Origin of the sequence: Thermococcus cleftensis (assembly GCF_000265525.1) — an archaeon.
Lineage (GTDB): Archaea > Methanobacteriota_B > Thermococci > Thermococcales > Thermococcaceae > Thermococcus > Thermococcus cleftensis.
The window spans coordinates 512270-531170 of sequence record NC_018015.1; the positions used below are offsets into that span (position 1 = coordinate 512270).

Annotated in this window: 17 protein-coding genes; 5 read left to right on the top strand and 12 right to left on the bottom strand. The window is 55.8% G+C overall.

All coding sequences use genetic code 11. From position 1 onward, the window contains the following. Positions 1 to 77: 77 nt before the first annotated feature. Positions 78 to 308 carry an AbrB/MazE/SpoVT family DNA-binding domain-containing protein gene (locus CL1_RS02860; RefSeq protein WP_014788401.1) on the top strand — a complete coding sequence of 77 codons (231 nt, stop codon included), beginning with the start codon at positions 78 to 80 and terminating at the stop codon, positions 306 to 308. 1 nt (position 309) lies between these two features. Further along, positions 310 to 681, top strand: a complete 372-nt coding sequence (locus CL1_RS02865) for a type II toxin-antitoxin system VapC family toxin (protein WP_014788402.1) — start codon at positions 310 to 312, stop codon at positions 679 to 681. Positions 682 to 687: 6 nt separating this feature from the next. On the opposite strand, the gene CL1_RS02870 is transcribed toward CL1_RS02865, so the two are convergent. Next, positions 688 to 1272, bottom strand: coding sequence for a 50S ribosomal protein L15e (locus CL1_RS02870; protein WP_014788403.1), 585 nt, complete (start codon positions 1270 to 1272; stop codon positions 688 to 690). 128 nt (positions 1273 to 1400) lie between these two features. Between CL1_RS02870 and CL1_RS02875 the strand changes: the two genes are divergently transcribed. Both CL1_RS02875 and leuS read left to right on the top strand, forming a co-directional pair. Then, positions 1401 to 2471, top strand: a complete 1071-nt coding sequence (locus tag CL1_RS02875) for a M24 family metallopeptidase (protein WP_014788404.1) — start codon at positions 1401 to 1403, stop codon at positions 2469 to 2471. A 199-nt stretch (positions 2472 to 2670) separates the two neighbouring features. Continuing rightward, positions 2671 to 5571 carry a leucine--tRNA ligase gene (gene leuS / locus CL1_RS02880; RefSeq protein ID WP_014788405.1) on the top strand — a complete coding sequence of 967 codons (2901 nt, stop codon included), beginning with the start codon at positions 2671 to 2673 and terminating at the stop codon, positions 5569 to 5571. 82 nt (positions 5572 to 5653) lie between these two features. On the opposite strand, the gene CL1_RS02885 is transcribed toward leuS, so the two are convergent. Beyond that, positions 5654 to 6859, bottom strand: a complete 1206-nt coding sequence (locus CL1_RS02885; protein WP_014788406.1) for a hypothetical protein — start codon at positions 6857 to 6859, stop codon at positions 5654 to 5656. A 334-nt stretch (positions 6860 to 7193) separates the two neighbouring features. Between CL1_RS02885 and CL1_RS10810 the strand changes: the two genes are divergently transcribed. Beyond that, positions 7194 to 7694: a class I SAM-dependent methyltransferase gene (locus tag CL1_RS10810; protein ID WP_237266291.1), complete on the top strand. Its 501-nt coding sequence runs from the start codon at positions 7194 to 7196 to the stop codon at positions 7692 to 7694. A 297-nt stretch (positions 7695 to 7991) separates the two neighbouring features. Here CL1_RS10810 and CL1_RS02895 read toward each other — a convergent pair whose 3' ends face one another. The 10 genes from CL1_RS02895 to CL1_RS02940 form a co-directional block, all read right to left on the bottom strand. Beyond that, positions 7992 to 9551 carry an MFS transporter gene (locus CL1_RS02895; protein ID WP_048151847.1) on the bottom strand — a complete coding sequence of 520 codons (1560 nt, stop codon included), beginning with the start codon at positions 9549 to 9551 and terminating at the stop codon, positions 7992 to 7994. A 121-nt stretch (positions 9552 to 9672) separates the two neighbouring features. Then, positions 9673 to 10065, bottom strand: a complete 393-nt coding sequence (locus CL1_RS10500; protein ID WP_052304111.1) for a DUF3267 domain-containing protein — start codon at positions 10063 to 10065, stop codon at positions 9673 to 9675. 142 nt (positions 10066 to 10207) lie between these two features. Further along, positions 10208 to 11239, bottom strand: a complete 1032-nt coding sequence (locus tag CL1_RS02905) for a polyprenyl synthetase family protein (protein ID WP_014788409.1) — start codon at positions 11237 to 11239, stop codon at positions 10208 to 10210. Positions 11240 to 11360: 121 nt separating this feature from the next. Further along, positions 11361 to 12335 carry a hypothetical protein gene (locus tag CL1_RS02910; RefSeq protein ID WP_014788410.1) on the bottom strand — a complete coding sequence of 325 codons (975 nt, stop codon included), beginning with the start codon at positions 12333 to 12335 and terminating at the stop codon, positions 11361 to 11363. Positions 12336 to 12555: 220 nt separating this feature from the next. Next, positions 12556 to 13890 (bottom strand): RNase J family beta-CASP ribonuclease, encoded by a 1335-nt coding sequence (locus CL1_RS02915; protein ID WP_014788411.1) that lies wholly within the window; start codon positions 13888 to 13890, stop codon positions 12556 to 12558. Between the two features lie 206 nt (positions 13891 to 14096). Continuing rightward, positions 14097 to 15215 carry a type 2 isopentenyl-diphosphate Delta-isomerase gene (fni, locus tag CL1_RS02920; RefSeq protein ID WP_048151848.1) on the bottom strand — a complete coding sequence of 373 codons (1119 nt, stop codon included), beginning with the start codon at positions 15213 to 15215 and terminating at the stop codon, positions 14097 to 14099. Positions 15216 to 15268: 53 nt separating this feature from the next. Next, positions 15269 to 16009, bottom strand: coding sequence for a hypothetical protein (locus CL1_RS02925; RefSeq protein WP_014788413.1), 741 nt, complete (start codon positions 16007 to 16009; stop codon positions 15269 to 15271). A 57-nt stretch (positions 16010 to 16066) separates the two neighbouring features. Then, the gene (locus tag CL1_RS02930) at positions 16067 to 16858 is read right to left on the bottom strand and encodes an isopentenyl phosphate kinase (protein WP_014788414.1); all 792 of its coding nucleotides are present in this window, start codon (positions 16856 to 16858) and stop codon (positions 16067 to 16069) included. Continuing rightward, positions 16855 to 17859, bottom strand: coding sequence for a mevalonate kinase (locus tag CL1_RS02935; protein ID WP_014788415.1), 1005 nt, complete (start codon positions 17857 to 17859; stop codon positions 16855 to 16857). Before CL1_RS02935 ends, CL1_RS02930 begins: the two co-directional genes overlap by 4 nt. A 50-nt stretch (positions 17860 to 17909) precedes the next feature. After that, on the bottom strand, positions 17910 to 18791 hold the full coding sequence (locus tag CL1_RS02940; protein ID WP_014788416.1) for an MEMO1 family protein: 882 nt from the start codon (positions 18789 to 18791) through the stop codon (positions 17910 to 17912). Positions 18792 to 18901: the final 110 nt, after the last annotated feature.

Here is an 18901-nt window from a genome sequence, read left to right on the forward strand (position 1 = left end):
GCTTTAAAAGGTAACCGCCGCGCGCGTTGGTGGGAAAAACTTAAATAAAATCCCACTAATCAGCTAATGGTGGGAAAATGCTGGCAAGGGTGGATTCAAGGGGAAGGCTGTACCTCCCCAAGGAGCTCAGGGAAAACCTACCGAGGGAGGTTTACCTGGTCAGGGTCGATGATGGCATACTCATAGTCCCAAAGCCCGATGATCCGGTAAAGGAACTCGAAGAGCTCGGGAAGGGCCTCCCCGACGTTCCGATCGAAGAGCTGAGGAGGGAAATCCTGAAGGAAGCGGAGAGGCTCGCGGGTGGGTGAGATGGTCTACGCAGATACAGATCTTTTCCTTGCCCTTCTGAAACCCAGCGACTGGCTCAAGGAAAACTCTAGGAAAATCTACGAGAGGTACCGGGGTCAGATAACGACCTCCGAGGCGACATTAATGGAACTCCTGATACTCTCGAAGAAGTTCAGCCTCGACCCGGTAAGGATCATGGCGGCAGTCATGGCGATGACGAACATCGAAGATGAGGCCTACCTCAGGGCGGCCTACTACATGAAGGAGCACGGGCTAAATCCCTTCGATGCCCTCCACGCGGCAAAGTGCGGCGGGACGATAATCAGCTCTGACAAGGCCTTTGACAAGTTGGGAATCAAAAGGATAAAGCTTGAGAAACCGGAAGAAGATTAGAGGAAATCACTTGCCCTTGCCCTTGTTGGCCCTTATGCTGGGCCTGACCTTCTCGGCACCCTTGCCCTTGTTCCTCAGGCCGCGGCTCTTCCTGCCGGCGCTGGTGAGACCGCGGAAGACGCGACCCTTGTGGGCCTTGCCGGTGATCCAGTTGATCTTGGGGTCAGCCTTGATGACCGGGTGGTGCGGGTCCACCATTATGACTTCAAACCACCTGTACATTCCGTCCTCGCCAACCCAGTAGGAGTTGAGAACCTCAAGGTTCGGGAACTTTCTGGCGGCCTTCTCCTCGGCTATCCACTGGAGGCTCTTCTTCGGGCTGTACTTGACCATACCCATCTTGCTCGGCTTCCTTCCGCCCTTCCACCTGGGCCTCTTCCTTCCGCCCTTCCTCACGCGAACGCGAACCATGACGTAGCCCTGCTTGGCCTGGTAGCCGAGGCTCCTGGCGCGGTCGAGCCTGGTCGGCCTCTCGATCCTGACAACGACAGGCTCGCGGCGCCACTTTATCATCCTGACCTTGAGAAGCTCCCCGACGTAGCTCTTCTTGGGGCTCTTCCAGGCTTCCCTAATGTACTTGTACATTCCCATCTTGCACCCTCCTTCCACGTTTGTGGTTCTCCGCAGTGCGGAACATCCCGCGGGCTGAGCCCGCCCAGTCGGTCGAGGTTCGAGGTTGAGTTTTTAAGGATTGCGGAGTACTCAGTGCGGTGATGGAAATGCGCCTTCAGAAACTCGCCTCCCTCATGAAGGAGAAGAACTTTGATGGAGCTGTAATCAGCCCCGGAACGAACCTCTACTACCTCACCGGGCTGAAGATTCACGAGGCCGGGGAGAGATTGACCGTCCTCGTCGTGAGCGCCGACGGGAACTACCACCTCCTCGCCCCGGGCCTCTACGAGAACGTCGTGAGGAACTTCCCGGTCACGTTCTGGCGCGACGGTGAAAATCCCTACCACAAGCTCGCTTGGATTCTGGCGGAGCTGGAGCTGTCATCGGGAAGGTTGCTGATCGAGGACACGATGCGCGCCGACTGGCTGATAAACATCATAAAGCTGGGCCGCTTCGAGCTCCACCCTCTGAGTTCGGTCGTCAGGGAGCTGAGAACAAGGAAGGATAGGCACGAGATAGAGATGATGAAGCACGCGGCCAAGGCGGCAGATAGAATCTTCGACGAGATACTGAGCTGGGACCTGCTCGGCATGCGCGAGCGTGAGCTGGCGTTGAAGATAGAACTTGCCGTTAGGGAACTTAGCGACGGGATTTCCTTCGAGCCGATAGTTGCGAGCGGAGAGAACGCGGCAAACCCCCACCACGAGCCCGGTGAGAGAAGGCTGAGAAAGGGGGACATGGTGATACTCGATTACGGGGCCAGGTGGAGGGGCTACTGCTCCGACATAACGAGGACAATAGCCATTGGAAGGCCCAGCGAGAAGCTCGTTGAGATCTACGAGGTCGTCAAGGAGGCGCAGGAAAACGCCTACCGGGCGGTCAGGGAGGGAACAAAGGCAAAGGAGGTCGATAGGGCCGCGAGGGAAGCCATAGCCAGAGCGGGCTACGGTGAGTACTTCACCCACAGAACCGGGCACGGGCTCGGCTTGGACGTCCATGAAGAGCCGTACATCGGCCCAGATGGGGAAACTATCCTTGAAAACGGCATGACCTTCACGATAGAGCCTGGAATTTATATCCCGAGCCTCGGAGGGGTTCGCATAGAGGACGACGTGGTAGTGCTCGATGGAAAGGGAAAGAGACTCACCAGGGCAGATAGGGAGCTAGTTTTCCTTTGATATTCTTCTTTCACACTCGCCCTCGGAGCGGAAGAGGTTGTTCCATCTCCAAAAACCTTAAATACCCAAAGCCGTTACTCGCTCCGATGCCGATGAGGGGGGAGTGTCTTCTCCACCGCTGGAACTACAGTGCCTGATTTCACCGATAACCCCCCTATTCTTGACTCCCGCTCTTTTGAAAAATCAAGGAGGTATAGCCATGGCTGGACTAGACTTTAAGGCCATCGAGGAGAAATGGCAAAAACGCTGGCTGGAGGAGAGGGTTTTCGAGCCCGACAGGGAGGCCAGACCAAAGGAAAAGAAGTTCTACATAACGGTCGCCTTCCCCTACCTCTCCGGCCACCTCCACGTCGGCCACGCGAGAACCTACACGATTCCGGACGTCATAGCGCGCTTTAAGAGAATGCGGGGCTACAACGTTCTCTTCCCCATGGCCTGGCACATAACGGGAGCGCCCATAGTCGGAATCGCCGAGCGCATCAAGAACCGCGACCCCAAGACGATACACATCTACCGCGACGTCTACAAGGTTCCCGAGGAAATCCTCTGGAAGTTCGAGGACCCGAGGGAGATAGTCAAGTACTTCATGAAGGCCGCGAAGGAGACCTTCATACGCGCCGGTTTCTCCGTTGACTGGACGCGCGAGTTCCATACCACAAGCCTCTTCCCGCCCTTCAGCAAGTTCATAGAGTGGCAGTTCTGGACGCTCAGGGACATGGGGCTGGTCGTCAAGGGCGCCCACAGGGTCCGCTGGGACCCGGTTGTTGGCACTCCCCTCGGCGACCACGACATAATGGAGGGCGAGGACGTCCAGATTCTCGAGTACGTCATCATCAAGTTTATCCTCAACGAAAACGGCGAGGAGATCTACCTGCCGGCGGCGACGCTGAGGCCCGAGACGGTCTACGGGGTAACCAACATGTGGCTGAACCCAGAGGCGATTTACGTCAAGGCGAAAGTCAGGCGCAACGGAAGGGAAGAGACCTGGATAATCAGCAAAAAAGCCGCTTACAAGCTCTCATTCCAGGACAGGGAAATTGAGGTCGTCGAGGAGTTCAGGGGAGAGAAGCTTATCGGCAAGTACGTGAAGAACCCGGTAACGGGCGATGAAGTCATAATCCTGCCTGCCGAGTTCGTTGACCCGGATAACGCGACCGGAGTTGTTATGAGCGTTCCTGCTCATGCCCCCTTCGACCACGTGGCTTTAGAAGACTTAAAGAAGGAAACCGAGCTCCTGCTCAAGTACGACATAGACCCGCGCGTTCTGGAGGAGATAAGCTACATCTCGTTGATAAGCCTTGAGGGTTATGGCGACTTTCCCGCCGTTGAGGAAGCGGAAAGGCTCGGGGTGAAGAGTCAGAAGGACGTTGAGAAGCTCGAAGAGGCAACCAAGAACATCTACAAGGCAGAGTACCACAAGGGAGTCTTCAAGATAGAGCCCTACGCTGGAAAGCCCGTTCAGGAGGTTAAGGACCTGATAGCGAAGGAACTCCAGGAGAAGGGCATCGCCGAGATAATGTACGAGTTCGCCGAGAAGCCCGTCATTTCGCGCTTCGGCAATCAGGCCGTCATCAAGATAATCCACGACCAGTGGTTCATCGACTACGGCAACCCCGAGTGGAAGGAGAAGGCGAGGGAAGCTTTGGCAAACATGACGATTTACCCAGAGAGCAGGCGCGCACAGTTCGAGGCGGTAATAGAGTGGCTCGACAAGAAGGCCTGCGCGAGGAAGGTCGGCCTGGGAACGCCGCTCCCGTGGGATCCGGAGTGGGTAATCGAGAGCCTGAGTGACTCAACGATATACATGGCCTACTACACGATAAGCAGGCACATCAACAGGCTGAGAGAAGAGGGCAGGCTCGATCCGGAGAAGCTCGACAGGGAGTTCTTCGACTACCTGTTCCTGGAGGAGTTCAGCGAGGAGCGCGAGAAGGAGCTGGCCGAGAAGACCGGGATTCCAGCGGAGATTATCCATGAAATGAAGGAGGAGTTCGAGTACTGGTACCCGCTCGACTGGCGCTGCTCGGCGAAGGACCTGATACCGAACCACCTGACGTTCTTCATCTTCAACCACGTGGCGATATTCAAGCGCGAGCACTGGCCGAGGGGCATAGCGGTGAACGGCTTCGGAACACTGGAAGGCACCAAGATGAGCAAGAGCAAGGGCAACGTTCTGAACTTCATCGATGCAATCGAGGAAAACGGTGCCGATGTGGTGAGGCTCTACATAATGGGCCTTGCCGAGCACGACAGCGACTTCGACTGGCGCAGGAAGGAGGTCGGAAAGCTCCGCAGGCAGGTCGAGCGCTTCTACGAGCTGGTGAGCGAGTTCGCAAGCTACGAGGCCGAGGAGACCGAGCTTAAGAGCATCGACCGCTGGATGCTCCACAGGCTCAACAAGGCAATCGAGGGGACGACCAAAGCCCTTGAGGAGTTCAGGACGAGGACCGCCGTCCAGTGGGCCTTTTACTCAGTCCTCAACGACCTGCGCTGGTACATGAGGAGAACCGAGGGAAGGGACGACGAGGCAAAGCGCTACGTGCTCAGAAAGCTCGCGGAAATCTGGGTAAGGCTCATGGCCCCGTTCACCCCGCACATCAGCGAGGAGCTCTGGGAGAAGCTCGGCGGGGAGGGCTTCGTGAGTCTCGCTCCCTGGCCCGAGCCGATCCCCGAGTGGTGGGACGAGACGGTCGAGGCTGAGGAGGAGTTCATAAAGGCCCTCATCGACGACATCAGGGAGATAATCGAGGTCGCGAAGATAGAAAAGGCAGAGAAGGCCTACATCTACACGGCTCCAGAGTGGAAGTGGCGCGTTGTGGAAGTCGTCGCCGAGAAGAGGGACTTCAAGTCAGCCATGGCCGAGCTGATGAAGGACCCGGAGATGAGGAAGCACGGCAAGGAGATAAGCAAGCTGATACAGAGGCTCATAAAGGAGAGGGCCTTTGAAGTGAGACGCATAGACGAGGAAAAGGCCCTGAGGGAAGCCAAGGGCTTTATGGAGAAGGAGCTCGGCATCGAGATAATCATCAACCCTGAGGAGGACAAGGGAGGAAAGAAGAGGGCCGCGATGCCGCTGAAGCCGGCGGTGTTTGTTGAGTAAAGGCCGTTATTTCTTTCCCCTCTATTTTCAATCGAATAAGTGACGGTCATCAAAAAGTAAAGAAAAGGACGCCTCCTGTGTTCTAATCTCGAAGTTGAATCATTCCTTCCCAGGGGAACATCTCCACGGTGAACTCCACGGGCGGAGCGTCCACGTCTTTTTTCACCACGTAAGTTCCGCTAAACGGCGAATCGACGGGCGCCTCATAAACAAACGTAGCGTCCGCCCTCACCCGTATTTTGCCCTCGTAAAACGGTGTTCCCTGCTTGACGTGCACCAAAACGACCGGACGGGAAACAAAAATCTGACCCCACGCAGGGGAGCTCGTTAACAGCCCCTTCTTCTTGAGGTCGTAGAACTCGAACTGAACGTCATAATTCGGGTCGATGATGCGGGTGTACCATTTGAAACCCAGTCCCGTCGTGTGGCTTTCACTAAACCCCACCTGAGCCGTGGGAAGTGGCCTCCCGGTTGCATCAATACCGAAATCAAGATTCAGCCCCCAGTTCACCGCGGATTGAGATGTTGAACCACTATCATCGGGTCTGAAGCTACCGTACCCGATAAACGCATCGTCGGAATTCAACACCGTAACCCTGTCTTTAACCTCCTTGACTGCAATCTTGAAGTCCGAGGGAAGATCCCTATCAGACGGAACCTCCGCCGAATGGGTTATGGCTACGTAGTAGACGTACTGACCCCACTCCCCGTAGGTGCCCCAAAACTCGGCTCCAACGCCGTTGTAAACCGTTGCCTTTCGGACGATCCAGGGGGCAGTGGCGACCTCTATCTCCCGGGAGGTCCTCAACGAGAGTATCGCCCCCAAGTATTTCCAAGCCCGGGGAGGCTCGTCTGAAAGGGCGCCTTTCACTTCAAGGGGCGTGTTTTCAAACTTACTGACCTCTGAATAGAAGTCCTTCGTAAGGGTCTTGACATCTAAGTCATCACTATCATACCCAAAGTAATACAGCGGTACATACGCGCCCGAAGGAAGGGGCCTCAGAGCGATTCCAACGAAGGTGGCGTCACCGAATTCCTCGAACTTTATTCTGAGTGTCAGCCTATCCCAATACTTCTGAAGGAACTGCTCGGCCAGATGTAGGCTTAGCTTGCCCGTGAACGTTTTCATGATGATACCTTTCTCATGGCCGGGAAGAGGAGATATCGAGATTCCATCAGAGGGTATTGAGGAAGTTTTGGTAGGCTTCACAGTGTCTGACGCACTTACAAGAACCATTCCAACCATCAGCAGTCCGAGAAGGACTGCAATCAGGGGCTTCCACTTCACCGAGTTTACCTCCGCCAAGTTGTTTGCAGTATCCTCTAAAGCAACTTATCCTTATAAATTTTTCCTTTTACTTTTAGTAAAAATTCTTCCTTTTTTTCAGAGTATAGATTTATTCAGAGTGAGATATTGCTTTTAGAATTGGTCAAAAGAAGCCCGAGTAAAAGAGTTGCATGGCAGTGCAATTGACAACAAAGTCGCGTAGAGTGTCTTATCCTTTACTCCCTTTAAGAACCACGGAAATTCCCAACCCGCCATTAATTCAACCCCACCCTGTAAAACCTTTTCTCAGAAAACTCCTTAAAGGGAAGGCTTTTAGCCATTTTCGGTGTTTTCTATGCTCACTGACGAGGAAACGTTTAAGAAAGATGTTCTCTCCAGAATTCCACTCCGAAGCGAGCCTCCACTTCACCCAAATTGGCTTCATCTAGAAATGATCGAGCGCTTCAGGGTTCTCAGGTTCGCCCCGATAAAGCCCGGCATGAACGTCCTTGAAATCGGCTGTGGTGCGCACGCATTAACGACTGTCCCGCTCGCCTACCTCGTCGGCGAAACCGGCCGCGTTGTTGCCGTGGACCTGAGCAGATGGCGCTTCTTCGAGGAGATAACCTCTGCGGCTGGCTTAAAGCGCAGGATAATCCCGCTCAAGGCCGACGCGAGGGAGCTGCCGTTTCCATTTAAGGCCTTCGATTTAGCCGTTCTCGTTCATGGAGTTAGAAGCCTGAAAAATGAGAAAACGATGGTTAGGGTCTTCTCAGAGATGCTCCGGGTCGCGGAGAAGGTCTCCATAGCGGAGAGTCCCCCTCATAGCCAACAACGAGCGTCAGGCACACCTTGAGCTCTACAACCCCCGTGAGGGTATCTTTGAGGCGCTCTTTGGCGAGAAGGACGACCTGCACTATCCAACGCTTGAGAAACTCCGGGAGCTCGTTGAGGGAGCTGGCGGAATGGTAATCGAGAGCGGAACCTTCGAGCCGGCTTTGCCGCACTACCTAGCTTATATCCCAAGGGAGTACGTGGCAAAGATTGAAACAAGAAGAAGCGCGTCGAGCTTTTGGAGAGGTGGGAAAAAGCCTACAAGGAATGGAAGAAATGGGCGGAGCACCCGCCAGTCGGCTGGCTGTTTGCGAAGTAGTCATCTTCCTTCTTCACCTTCAGTATTCTCGGGCGTTGCCGTCACCTCCGCCTTCTCCCCCTTCGGCAGGAGGAAGGAGAGCAGGGCGCTGATGACGAGGATCCCCATCATGAAGATTACCGCCACCTTCATCGTGTCTATGAAAGATGTGTTCACCATCTTCACCACGATGTCGTGGTACTCGGGCGGAATGTTTAACTCACCCTGCTGCATCTTGAGTATCCACTGTATGACGGCGTCCTTTATCTGCTCCTTGCTCCCCTCGATGATGCCGGACTCGTAGATCTGCCTCGCGATGCTGTGGATTATACCGAGGACGAGGACGGCACCGATGAAGGCCGTTCCGAGGGACAGGCCGAACTGCTTCTGGGCGTTGAAGACGCCGGAGGCGTCCGCCTGCTGCTCCGGCTTCGCCCCCATCATTGCCAAGTTGGTTATCTGGGAGAATATCAGCCCGAAGCCCGTTCCGTAGAGGGCCAGGCCGAGGGCGAAGTCGCTCCCTTCAACCCCTGGCTTGAGAACGCGGAGGAGGAGGTAGAGGCCGACGAAGGTGAGGGCTATGCCGAGCTGGATTATCTGCTTGGGGGTGAGGTACCTCGCGAACCTCTGGCCGCTCATCGAGAAGATGAACATCATTATCGAGAGCGGAACTATGACGAAACCCGTCTCAATGGCGTTGTAGTGGAGGTACTGCTGGACAAAGACGGGCACGGTGAACATTATGCCCGCCAGGGTCATCTGGAAGAAAATGCTGACGAGGTTCGCCACCGTGAAGACCTTGGACTTGAAGATGTCCACGTCTATGAGAACGTCCAGCCCCCGCTCCTTCCTGCGCTTCTCGTACTTCCAGAATGCCGCCAGCACCACCAGGCCGGCGACCATGAGGAGCAGAACCGGCGGGTTGGAGAGCGGGTCCATTATGAGGACCGAAAGTGTGAGCAGGAAGAGGCCGATTCCGACGAGGGCCGCTCCGACCACGTCGAGATTCATCTCCTTCTCCGGCCTGTAGTCGGAGAGTATCTTCATGTAGGCGAATATCGCCGCGGCGATGAAGGCCTCCATGAAGAAGCCGAGACGCCAGGTGATGTAGGTCGTGAAGAAACCACCAATAATCGGACCGAATGCCGCGGCGGCCCCGCCGACGCCGCCCCAGACGCCGAAGGCGAAGGCCCTGTCCTTGCCGGTGTACTCCTTGGTTATATAGGTGACCGTCGCCGGCATCATCATTGAGGCGCCGATGCCCTCCAGGATTGACCACCCCAGGAGAAGAACGGCGAGGTTTGGAGCGAGGGCCGCCATGAGTGTTCCGACCGTGTAGATGACCAGTCCGCGGAAGAAGACCTTCTTCGTGCCCCAGATGTCGGCCAGCTTCGCGCCTGTTATCATGAACGCCGCCATTACAAGGGCGTAGAGGGTTATCGCGCTCTGGACACCCGTCACGGTCGTGTTGAGGTCGGCGACGAGGGCGCTTATTGAGACGTTCATCATCGTCGTATCGATGAACATGATGAAGAGCGCCGCACTCATGATCATGAGGACTCCCCATTTGGACTGTCCCATGCTGTTCACCGGAGGATAATTAGGGGGAGTGATGTTATAAAACTTGCCTAACCATTCTCAACGACGACTTCAACGCGGCCCATGATTATTACCATGAGAAAAAGCAAAAGAATCGCGACCTTCAGGGCAGTTGAAAGCCACCTTGGATACGAGAGGGGACATCTGCATCGGAGCGGAGGGTCGTCCCATCGTCGAAGACTTTCGCATCGGGGTACATTCTGAGGAGCGAAAGGACCATGAGGAAATCACCCGCTATGCCAGCCGTGTTGAAGACATAGGCGAGAGCCCAGAAGTTGGAACGGAGGAGCCAGGCCAGGGACAGGAAGGTGGCCGATAGGAGGAGCGGGGCAAGCGAGACAACGGCGTATTCCCTCGCGCGAAGGGGAGTTTCAATGGTTATGAAAGGAGCAACGATGAGCTTTCCAAAGGTGGTAATTCCGAACCGAACCTTGGCACCAAAAACTTTGGCAACAAGGCATGCAGCCCTTCGTGGAGCGGAACGAGAACCACCCAAGGTAGAACAAGGAGGTAAAGGAAATCACCGAGGGAACCTATCGAGACCTCCAGCCACGGCACCGCCAGGGCCGAAACGACGAGTAGCAGAAAAGAGAGAATAACGACGTCGGAGGAATAATCCGAGAGCCTCAGCTCCCCCATCAGAACTCCCTCTCGACGAGGAACTCGGCGAGCAGCTCCAAATCCTTCCTGGCTTCGCTCTCGGGGAGTATCTTTAAAGCCTCATTCGCTTCCTTCACGAGGTTCTTGGCGTATTCCGCAGCGTAGTCTATGCTGCCGTACTTCCTGAGGAGTTCAATGGCCTTAGCGACTTCCTCCTTTACTTTCTCATCGTGTATGAGGGCGTCGCCCTTGGCGTCGCCGGCGTACTTTCCGAAGACCTTCAGGAACTCGGCCTTGTCCTCCTCGCTGGCTTTGCTGAAGAAGTGGCTGACTATCAGCGTCTTCTTGCCCTTCCTAATGTCGCTGCCGACGGGCTTTCCGAGCTTCTCCTCATCTGCTACCAAGTCGAGAACGTCGTCCCATATCTGGAAGGCTACCCCGACGTTCATTCCCCACCTGGCTAGGGCCTTTATGTACTCCTCGTTATCGGTCCCGACTATCGCGCCTATCTCCGCGGAGCCCTCAAAGAGAGCCCCTGTCTTGCCGCTTATCATCTTGAGGTACTCATCGACCGTAACCTCCTCCCTGGTCTCGAACTCGATGTCGAGGGCCTGTCCCTCGCAGAGCATGTTGGAGGTCCTGACGAGAACGTCAAGAATCCTTGCCTTCTTCTCGGGGCTCACCCCGGCCCTAGCGATGGCCTCGAAGGCCTTGCTGAAGAGGAGGTCTCCAGCCAGAATCGCCATGTTCACGCCCCAGAGCTTGTGAACGGTGGGCCTTCCGCGCCTCAGCTCGTCCATGTCCATTATGTCATCGTGGACTAGGGAGTAGTTGTGTATGAACTCGACCGCCGCCGCGGGATAGAGCGCCTTCTCTGGGTCTCCGCCCACAGCTTCCGCCGCACGGAGAACCACGAAGGGCCTAACGCGCTTTCCGCCGGCGAGCGGATAGTGTCTGGACGCCTCATAGAGGGCCCTCGGCTCCTTCTCGGGGATAAGCTCAAAGATGACCTCATCAACGTCTCTGGCCAGCTCCTTAACCCTTGCGAACAGCTCATCGTACCTGCCCATTCTATCACCCCGTGAGAGATGAAAGTAACCAAATGAGGAAAAGGTTCAACCTTTATGAGCTTTGCTATAATCACACCAAATAAAAAGGAAGAAAAGTTTTCAACGGGCCCAATTGCGAAGCTCAACCGTTTTCTTTTTTGATGTATCTGAAAGTACCCCTGCAGTAAAATCCGGTTCCTTCAAGAAGCCCAAAGTACACACAGCCACCGGGGTATATCCTCGCCCACCCGTGAATCACGTCGCACAGGCACTCGGGGTCCCGGTCAAACCTCCTCCTGAAGATGACCTCGGAACCATTGAAGAGCAACACCTCGCCATAGTTCGGACTACCGTCTTCGTAGGGCATCTGAAAGCCGAAAACTGTGTAGTTACCCGCGGAGAGGAGAAACTCGTTGTTCACCCGGTATCTCCCGGAGGAAGAAAAATTAAACCTCTCGACTAAGCCGTTACCCCCGTAGACGTACAGGTAATTGCAAACGTCTCCAGCAGACACCGGAAGGGATACCATGTTTCCAAAACTCCTCGGGAGTTCCGCTATGAAAAGGTATTCACTGCTATTCGAGATCAGTATCCTCGGGTAGGACACGCCTTTTTCGTAGCCCTCTCCACCGTCATCGGTTCGCGTTATCTCCCAGATGTAAGGAGGCTGGGGTTCGTGCACCCAGAGAAGATGACCCGTATAATCGTACGCTTCTATTCTCGTCACCCCAACCATGGCGGTGATGTTCCGGGAATCCTCCTCGTAAGTCCTGCCAATCCTGACATTTACAATGGGAATACCCCTGACCTCAGGAACCGTTTCAACCACCACGAACCCCCACGGGAAGAAATACGCCTCTGAAACGTTCAGGAAAACTTTAGTGTCGTCCCTAAAAATCACGTAGCCGTAGGTGGCCCGCACCACGGTAACGTTTCCGTACTCGGCCAGGGTATCGAGTTCGATAACTCCGTACGGCACCTCAGTTAGTGGATAGGTTGGGTTTGCCGAGCCACTAGGGGCCGAAGTACCCGAGGCGTCGGTGTTCTCAACGTCTTCAATACACGCAGATGAAAAAACAACAAGAATTAGCAGTATGGACACCATGGTTTTCCTCATATCCACCAGTCCCCCGCTGCCTCAATCCGCTCTTGGTGCCAAATGTTAGAGGATATTTTCAGTACCCCATAGGTTCCACTTGTGGTGAAGGGTGCAATAGATTTTTGACTAGCATGACTTATAAATATTCCCTTATTCTGGGGTAACAAAAACCCACGCACTTCAGCCACTACCACCAGCTACCAAAAAGTAGAATTATGAAAAGAGGTTCAGTATAACTCTACGGAATCTCCACCTTGTAGCCGTTCCTCGAAACGAAGACGTCCCTGCCTATGAGGTATCCCTCCTCCTCGGCCAGTTCGGCGTAGTGGGTGAGCATTCTGAACTCACCGTGGGCGGGAACGATGTTCTCGGGATTGAGCATTCTTATGAGGTAGCGGTGGTCCTCCCTGCTGGCGTGGCCGGAGACGTGGAGATCCTTGATCATTCTGACTCCCTTCATCTTGAGCTTCGTCTCGAGGACGTAGCGCTGTGCCCTGTTGAGGGGGTTCGGTATCGTTCCGGCTGAGAAAACAACCGTGTCCCTCTTCCCGATGTCGTAGAGCTCGCCGTTGGCCATTCTGGTAAGTATCGCTCCCGGCTCGCCCTGGTGGCCAGTAACGATGAGAAGGTAGTTCTCCCTTGCCCCTGAGACCTCGGCGAGAACCTTCCTTATGGCGTTCGGGCTCCTCACCGCGCGGGCACCCTTCATTCTTATCAGCCCAAGCTGCTTGGCTATGCCGGTGTACTTCGCCAGCGAGCGGCCGACAAAAACTGCCTGCCTGCCCATCTTGTTGGCTATCCATATGAGCTCCTGGAGCCTGGAGATGTGGCTGGCGAAGGTGGTCGCTATCAACCCGTCGGCCTCCATTCCCTCGTAGAGGAAGAAGTCCTCGAGGAGCATCTGGGCAACCGCTTCACTTGGCGTTTTGGTGGGCTCGGAAACGCGCGTTGATTCCGGAATGAGAACCTTGACGCCCTCCTTGCCGAGCTCCTTAAGGCGCTTGTAGTCAGGCCTCTCGCCGAGCGGGTTGTTGTTGTCGAACTTGAAGTCGCCCGTGTGAACCACCGCCCCCTCGGGCGTGTGAACAACCACCATGGCCGCCTGGGGAATGGAGTGAGTTATTTGGACGAACTCTATCGCCAGGTTCTCACTCACCTGGACTATCTCACCAAACTGGGTCTCGTACATCGGGTTCTTGACCTCGAAGTACTGCTCGCTCTTGACCTCGCTCTTGGCGAGCTTTATCGTGTAGGGAGTGCCGTAGATCGGAACGTCCGGGTAGTGGGGGGCGAGCTTGCCGATGGCCCCGATGTGGTCGAGGTGACCGTGGGTGAAGGTTATGGCGACGACCTTCTTGTTCCTCAAGATCGAGTCATCTGGAATGGCGCCGAGCTTCTGGAGCTCCTTGGTGGGGAACTGCTGAATGTTCACGTCCTCATGAATGAGAACGCGGTCGAGCCTTATGCCCATGTCGATTATGACGACCTCTTCCCTACCGCCATTGGAGTAACCGACGGCGGTCATGTTCTTGCCGACTTCCTCGTAACCGCTAATGGTGTAGATTTTTATCATGTCTATTCCTCCTGCTTCCCCAGGCCTCTCCCGAGGCGTGGGGCTGCGTTGGTCTTAGTTGTGGACAGGGGTTTAAAAAGGTGTGCGTTCCCGGGTAGAGAAGAGAAAGCCCAGCGCCGAAGCGGAGACTATGGCGGTGGGGACAACGATGAAGGAACCACAGATGGACTCGACAAAGCGGAAAAGGAGAGGCCTCCTCAAAGCCATCACCTGTTCCTGAGGTACGCCGGCAGGTCAATCCTCTGCTCGAGCCACTCCCTCGTGAAGCCCGTAACCACGAGCGGAACCTTTCTGAGCTCCTCAACGTTTTTAGCCCCAACGAGGAACATTGCATTGCGAATCTCCTCGATGTAGCGCTGAAGGACTTTGATTACCCCCTCAACGTCGCCCTTGACGGCCGGCCTGAGGAGCGGCAGTGCAACGCCGGCAAAGGTGGCACCCATCGCCAGAGCCTTCGCCATCGTTATTCCGTCGCGCATTCCGCCGGTGGCGATAATTGGCAGATCCGTTGAGTAGCGGACCTCTGCGACGCTTATTGCCGTCTTAATCCCCCAGTCCCAGAAGCGAAGGGCAAGGTTCCTACCCATCTCGTCCTTTGCGCGGTAGTACTCGACGGCGCTCCAGCTCGTCCCTCCGAGGCCGCCGACGTCGATGGCATCTATGCCTATGCTCTCGAGCCTTATAGCCACCTCCATTGAAACGCCGGCACCGGTTTCCTTCGCTATTATCGGGTACGGAAGCTCGGCCTTTAGTTCCGCCAGAGCTTTCAAAACACCCCTGTACTGCGTGTCCCCCTCCGGCTGGACGCTCTCCTGGAGCGGGTTCATGTGGATTGCAAGAGCGTCCGCCTGAATAGTCTCGACGGCCTTCAAAGCCTCCTCGATGCCGTAGCGCTCCTGGATCGTCTCGGAGAACTGGGGAGCGCCAAGGTTGCCGACGAGGAAGACGTCCGGAGCGACGTCGCGAACGTAGTAGCTCTCCCAGGTTTCCGGCTTCCTTATCATCGCCCTCTGGCTTCCGACGCCCATCGGTATGTTCAGCTCCTGGGCTGCCTTGGCGAGGGTCTTGTTTATCCTTCCCGCGAGCTGGGAACCCCTGGTTCCTCCCGTCATTCCTGCTATGAAAATCGGGTAGTCGAACTTCCTTCCAAGGAACTCAACGCTCAAATCGACCTCGTCCTTGTCTATCTCGGGCAGGCTCATATGGACGAAGTGGACATCCTCAAAACCGTTGCTCACGTGGGCCTGGACGTTCCTCTTAAGGCAGTGCTCTATGTGCTCGAACTTCCTGATGATAGTTAGCTCCTCCCTATCAAAAGCCTCCATTTCAACCACCGGAGAAAGTTGAGGCGGGAGGTTAAGAGGTTTTTGGGCCTTCATTAACCGCCAGCGGAGGAACACGGCAACGTTGCGTTGAAGACCCTCACCTCCACCCAGCCGCCGCGCTCACCGAGGTACATCTCGACCCAGTGGGAGGTGTTGAAGTCAAAGAGCACCTCCAGGGTGCCGTTGCCGAAGACGGGATAGTCTGGGCCGAGGTGAAGCTCCGGCCGGAGGTCGATGTAATCCGGATTAACCCCCTCTCCACCGGTGTCGTGGAAGTACGCGAGGATTACGGGGATAACCGAACAGCGGGACCAGTTTGTGGCCCTAATGGGAACCTCTATCCTGCCGCCGCTCACGTTTGGGGGAACGAGGTAGACCGCCCTCACCATCTCAACCTTCGGAACGGCCCAGCCGGGGGTGTCGTAGTACCAGACGGTGTAAATAATCTCGCTCCCGTTCACCTGCCTTCCCGATGGGTAAACGGTGAGGTTCACCCCTGGAAAGCCACCTATGATAGGGTAAACGCCTCCGGATATATGGACCCCTGAGGGATAGAACAGAAAAATCGAGTCGCGGCCGCTCACGAGCCGCTCCAGGGGCTTCCTCTGGAGGTACCATTCGACTACAAAGGCCGATCCGTTCGGCGTCTCCACACGGGAACCATTAATCTCAAGGTCATCGGGACTGGCCATGAAGTTCTTCAGCAGGCCCAGTTCCGCGGCCCTTTCAATGCCGAGGAACGTCCACCCGAAGACGACGAGCACGAGTATGAGTGCCAGAGTCTTTTTCACCATCGCGGATCCCGATGGGGATAATCCAGAAGAGAATAAAAGGTTTACGCTTGAAAGGCGTTACAAGGCTATTCTCGTCCCGAAGCCGTCGCCCCTTATTGCCCCGCTCAGTCTTCCATAAACCTTCCCGTTCACGAACCAGACCTCCGAGTGCTCGGCTATCTTCTTGGCCTCCTGGAGCTTGTTGCAGATGCCACCGGTGACGTCCGTCCCCGCGGCGGTGCAGTGGAGCCTCTCTAGGAGGAAGTCTATCTCCTCCTTCTGGAGCTCCTGAATCATCTCTCCCTCACCGGGCTTTCCGTCGTAGATTCCATCGACGTCCATGAGGAATATAACCTTGTCTGGCTCGAGCATCTTGGCGAGGTATGTGATGATCTGGTCGCCGGAAAGTATGTCGATGCCCTTCGCCAGGTCGATCGAAACGTCGCCGAAGAGAACAGGAATGAACTTCAGCTCGAGGAGCCGCTCGATGACCTCCAGGTCACCGTAGGCAACCTCTCCATTCTCGGTGATGAAGACTGAGGAGGTCGAGACCGAGAAGGCGGGAAGGTTTTCCCTGAGGAAGGCCTCTATGAAGCTGGCGTTAGCTCTAAGCATCGCCTGGTGGGTTCTTGTAAACCCTATCCTCCTGAGGTGAGCCTTCTTCCAGTTCCCGGGAAGGCCCTCCCTTATTCCGTACCTCTTCGCCTCAGGGTGACCAAAGCTCCCTCCCCCGTGAACGACTATGAAGCTCTCGTCGGGATAAAAGGAAGCGATCTCCATCGCTATGTTCCTGACGGTCTCACCCTCAAAGTTCTCCGGCTCACCCTTCTTGTCGCTGAAGACGCTTCCCCCAACCTTGACGATTATCATGGCAGAACCTCCTCTATGCGAAGCCCCTCTCCGCTTATGCGCGTTATCATCGGCGTTCCACCGGCTATGGTTATGGCCGTTGCCACTTCGCTCTGGTTCTCCGGGGCAAGGGCGTACATGCAGCCACCGCCGCCGGCGCCGGTTATCTTGGCACCCAGCGCTCCGGCGGTCCTGGCGGCATAGACCAGCTCGCTGAGCTTTTTAGTCGAGACTCCGAGGGCATCTAGGAGACCGTGGTTTATGTTCATCAGCCTTCCGAGCTGGGCAAAGCGGACGTCTTCGTCAAGCTCCGAGAGGAGCACGTCCCGGGCCTTCTCGACTATCTTACCCATAGCCACGAGTACCGGCTCGATGACCTCAGGCATCTCCTCGTAGGTTCTCCTCACCATCGCGACGAGTTCCTTCGTTGAGCCGCTCGAGCCGGTGTAGCCGACAACGATGGGCAGTTCCATGAAGGGTAAACGCTCGAACTTCCCTTTCTCGTAGTGAATGAAGCCACCAATGGCAGAGACGGTTGGGTCTATTCCGCTCGACGCCCCCTGAACGAGGAGCTCAACCTGGTGGCCGAGCTTTCCTACCTCCTCGTTGCTCAGCTCGAGGCCGAGGAGCCTTGAGACCGCCCCGATGGTCGCCACAGCCACCGCCGCCGATGAACCGAGGCCGGCACCGACTGGAATTTGGGACGTTATCGAGACGGTTATGCCCCTTCCGTTAGCATCGGCCTCTTCTCTCACCAGTTCTATCGCCTGGCGGACGTAGCTGAGAACCTCAGCGGCTTTGCCGTAGTCGCTCTCGAAGTAAATCTCGTCCTCGGAGAATGAAACGGTTAAACCTGGGACGCGTATGTCCTTCGCCTCTATCCGTATTGCCCCCTTATCGTTGAACTCTGCCCACACGTAGGTTCTCAGGTCGATGGCGGCCGCTATCGCTGGCTTTCCATAGACAACGCTGTGCTCGCCGAACAGGATAATCTTCGCCGGAGCGGAAGCCAAAACCCTCATTTTGAACCCTCCCGGAGTGAAAGGAGTGAAAGTTTATGTGGCTTTTGGTTCTACCTTCTCATCACGATGCTCGCGTAGCCCACAACCGCATCGGTTGAACGGCTCACCTCGTAGCTCGTCGTGTAGTGGAGGAGCTCGGCCTCAAGCGCTCCAGCGGAGCGCGAGTAAACGATTGCGGTTCCAACAGCCCCCGGCCCGCACATCGTATGGTTCATCTCACGGAGCTCTCTAAACAAGCCGTCCACGTCGAAGTCGAGGATTCTCCTGACGAGCCGGAAGTCCCACTCCTTTATCCTGTGGGGGAGCTCGTCGGCCCTAACGCGGAAGGGCACGTAGCCGTACATAGCTCCATAGTGCATAAAGTCCGTGCTCGCTATAACAACAACGTCCCTGCCGAGCTCCTGCGAGGCTTCAAAGATTGCCCTCCCAAGGGCCCTCGAAACCTCCTCGTCCTGGATTCCGAGGGTTATTGGGACTATCCTGACCTTCTTTCCGGCGAGTTCGGCCAGATACTGAATGAAGGGAACTTGAACCTCGATGGAGTGCTCGTACCTGTGGGCCAGCTCGTCTAAATCGGCTATGCCCGAGAGCCTGGCTATGGCCTTCGCCATCTCCGCATCAACTTCGATTTCTCCGAGCGGGGTCAACCACTCGCCGGAGGGATAGACAGCTATCGGCGAGCCAAGGCCGGTGTGGTTTGGACCGAGGATTACGAAGGTCTCCGGGAGACCGTCCTCAAAGATTGCCTTGTAGGTTCTCGATGCAGTGTAGCCGGAGAATATATAACCCGCGTGAGGTGCAACGCCAGCGGTGATTCTTCTCTCGCTTCCCTCCTCTCCCAGGTCATTGAAGAACTCCTCCAGCATCTCGATGAGGCTTTCATCAGCGGGATAAAAGCTTCCAGCCACAGCTGGATACCGAACCTCCGTCATTCTCTCACCTCCGACAGGTACTGGGCTTCAAACTTTAAATACCTTCAACCCGTCCCGGACGCTGAGAGGATTCCGAAGAATACTACCACCCAAGGCTTTTTTAGGTCAGA

Excerpts from the sequence above, each read along its gene's own strand:
- CL1_RS02860 (WP_014788401.1), top strand. The coding sequence starts at position 78 with ATGCTGGCAAGGGTGGATTCAAGGGGAAGGCTGTACCTCCCCAAGGAG.
- CL1_RS02865 (WP_014788402.1), top strand. The coding sequence starts at position 310 with ATGGTCTACGCAGATACAGATCTTTTCCTTGCCCTTCTGAAACCCAGC.
- CL1_RS02870 (WP_014788403.1), bottom strand. The coding sequence starts at position 1,272 with ATGGGAATGTACAAGTACATTAGGGAAGCCTGGAAGAGCCCCAAGAAG.
- CL1_RS02875 (WP_014788404.1), top strand. The coding sequence starts at position 1,401 with ATGCGCCTTCAGAAACTCGCCTCCCTCATGAAGGAGAAGAACTTTGAT.
- leuS (WP_014788405.1), top strand. The coding sequence starts at position 2,671 with ATGGCTGGACTAGACTTTAAGGCCATCGAGGAGAAATGGCAAAAACGC.
- CL1_RS10810 (WP_237266291.1), top strand. The coding sequence starts at position 7,194 with ATGCTCACTGACGAGGAAACGTTTAAGAAAGATGTTCTCTCCAGAATT.
- CL1_RS02895 (WP_048151847.1), bottom strand. The coding sequence starts at position 9,551 with ATGGGACAGTCCAAATGGGGAGTCCTCATGATCATGAGTGCGGCGCTC.
- CL1_RS02905 (WP_014788409.1), bottom strand. The coding sequence starts at position 11,239 with ATGGGCAGGTACGATGAGCTGTTCGCAAGGGTTAAGGAGCTGGCCAGA.
- CL1_RS02910 (WP_014788410.1), bottom strand. The coding sequence starts at position 12,335 with ATGAGGAAAACCATGGTGTCCATACTGCTAATTCTTGTTGTTTTTTCA.
- CL1_RS02915 (WP_014788411.1), bottom strand. The coding sequence starts at position 13,890 with ATGATAAAAATCTACACCATTAGCGGTTACGAGGAAGTCGGCAAGAAC.
- fni (WP_048151848.1), bottom strand. The coding sequence starts at position 15,215 with ATGGAGGCTTTTGATAGGGAGGAGCTAACTATCATCAGGAAGTTCGAG.
- CL1_RS02925 (WP_014788413.1), bottom strand. The coding sequence starts at position 16,009 with ATGGTGAAAAAGACTCTGGCACTCATACTCGTGCTCGTCGTCTTCGGG.
- CL1_RS02930 (WP_014788414.1), bottom strand. The coding sequence starts at position 16,858 with ATGATAATCGTCAAGGTTGGGGGAAGCGTCTTCAGCGACAAGAAGGGT.
- CL1_RS02935 (WP_014788415.1), bottom strand. The coding sequence starts at position 17,859 with ATGAGGGTTTTGGCTTCCGCTCCGGCGAAGATTATCCTGTTCGGCGAG.
- CL1_RS02940 (WP_014788416.1), bottom strand. The coding sequence starts at position 18,791 with ATGACGGAGGTTCGGTATCCAGCTGTGGCTGGAAGCTTTTATCCCGCT.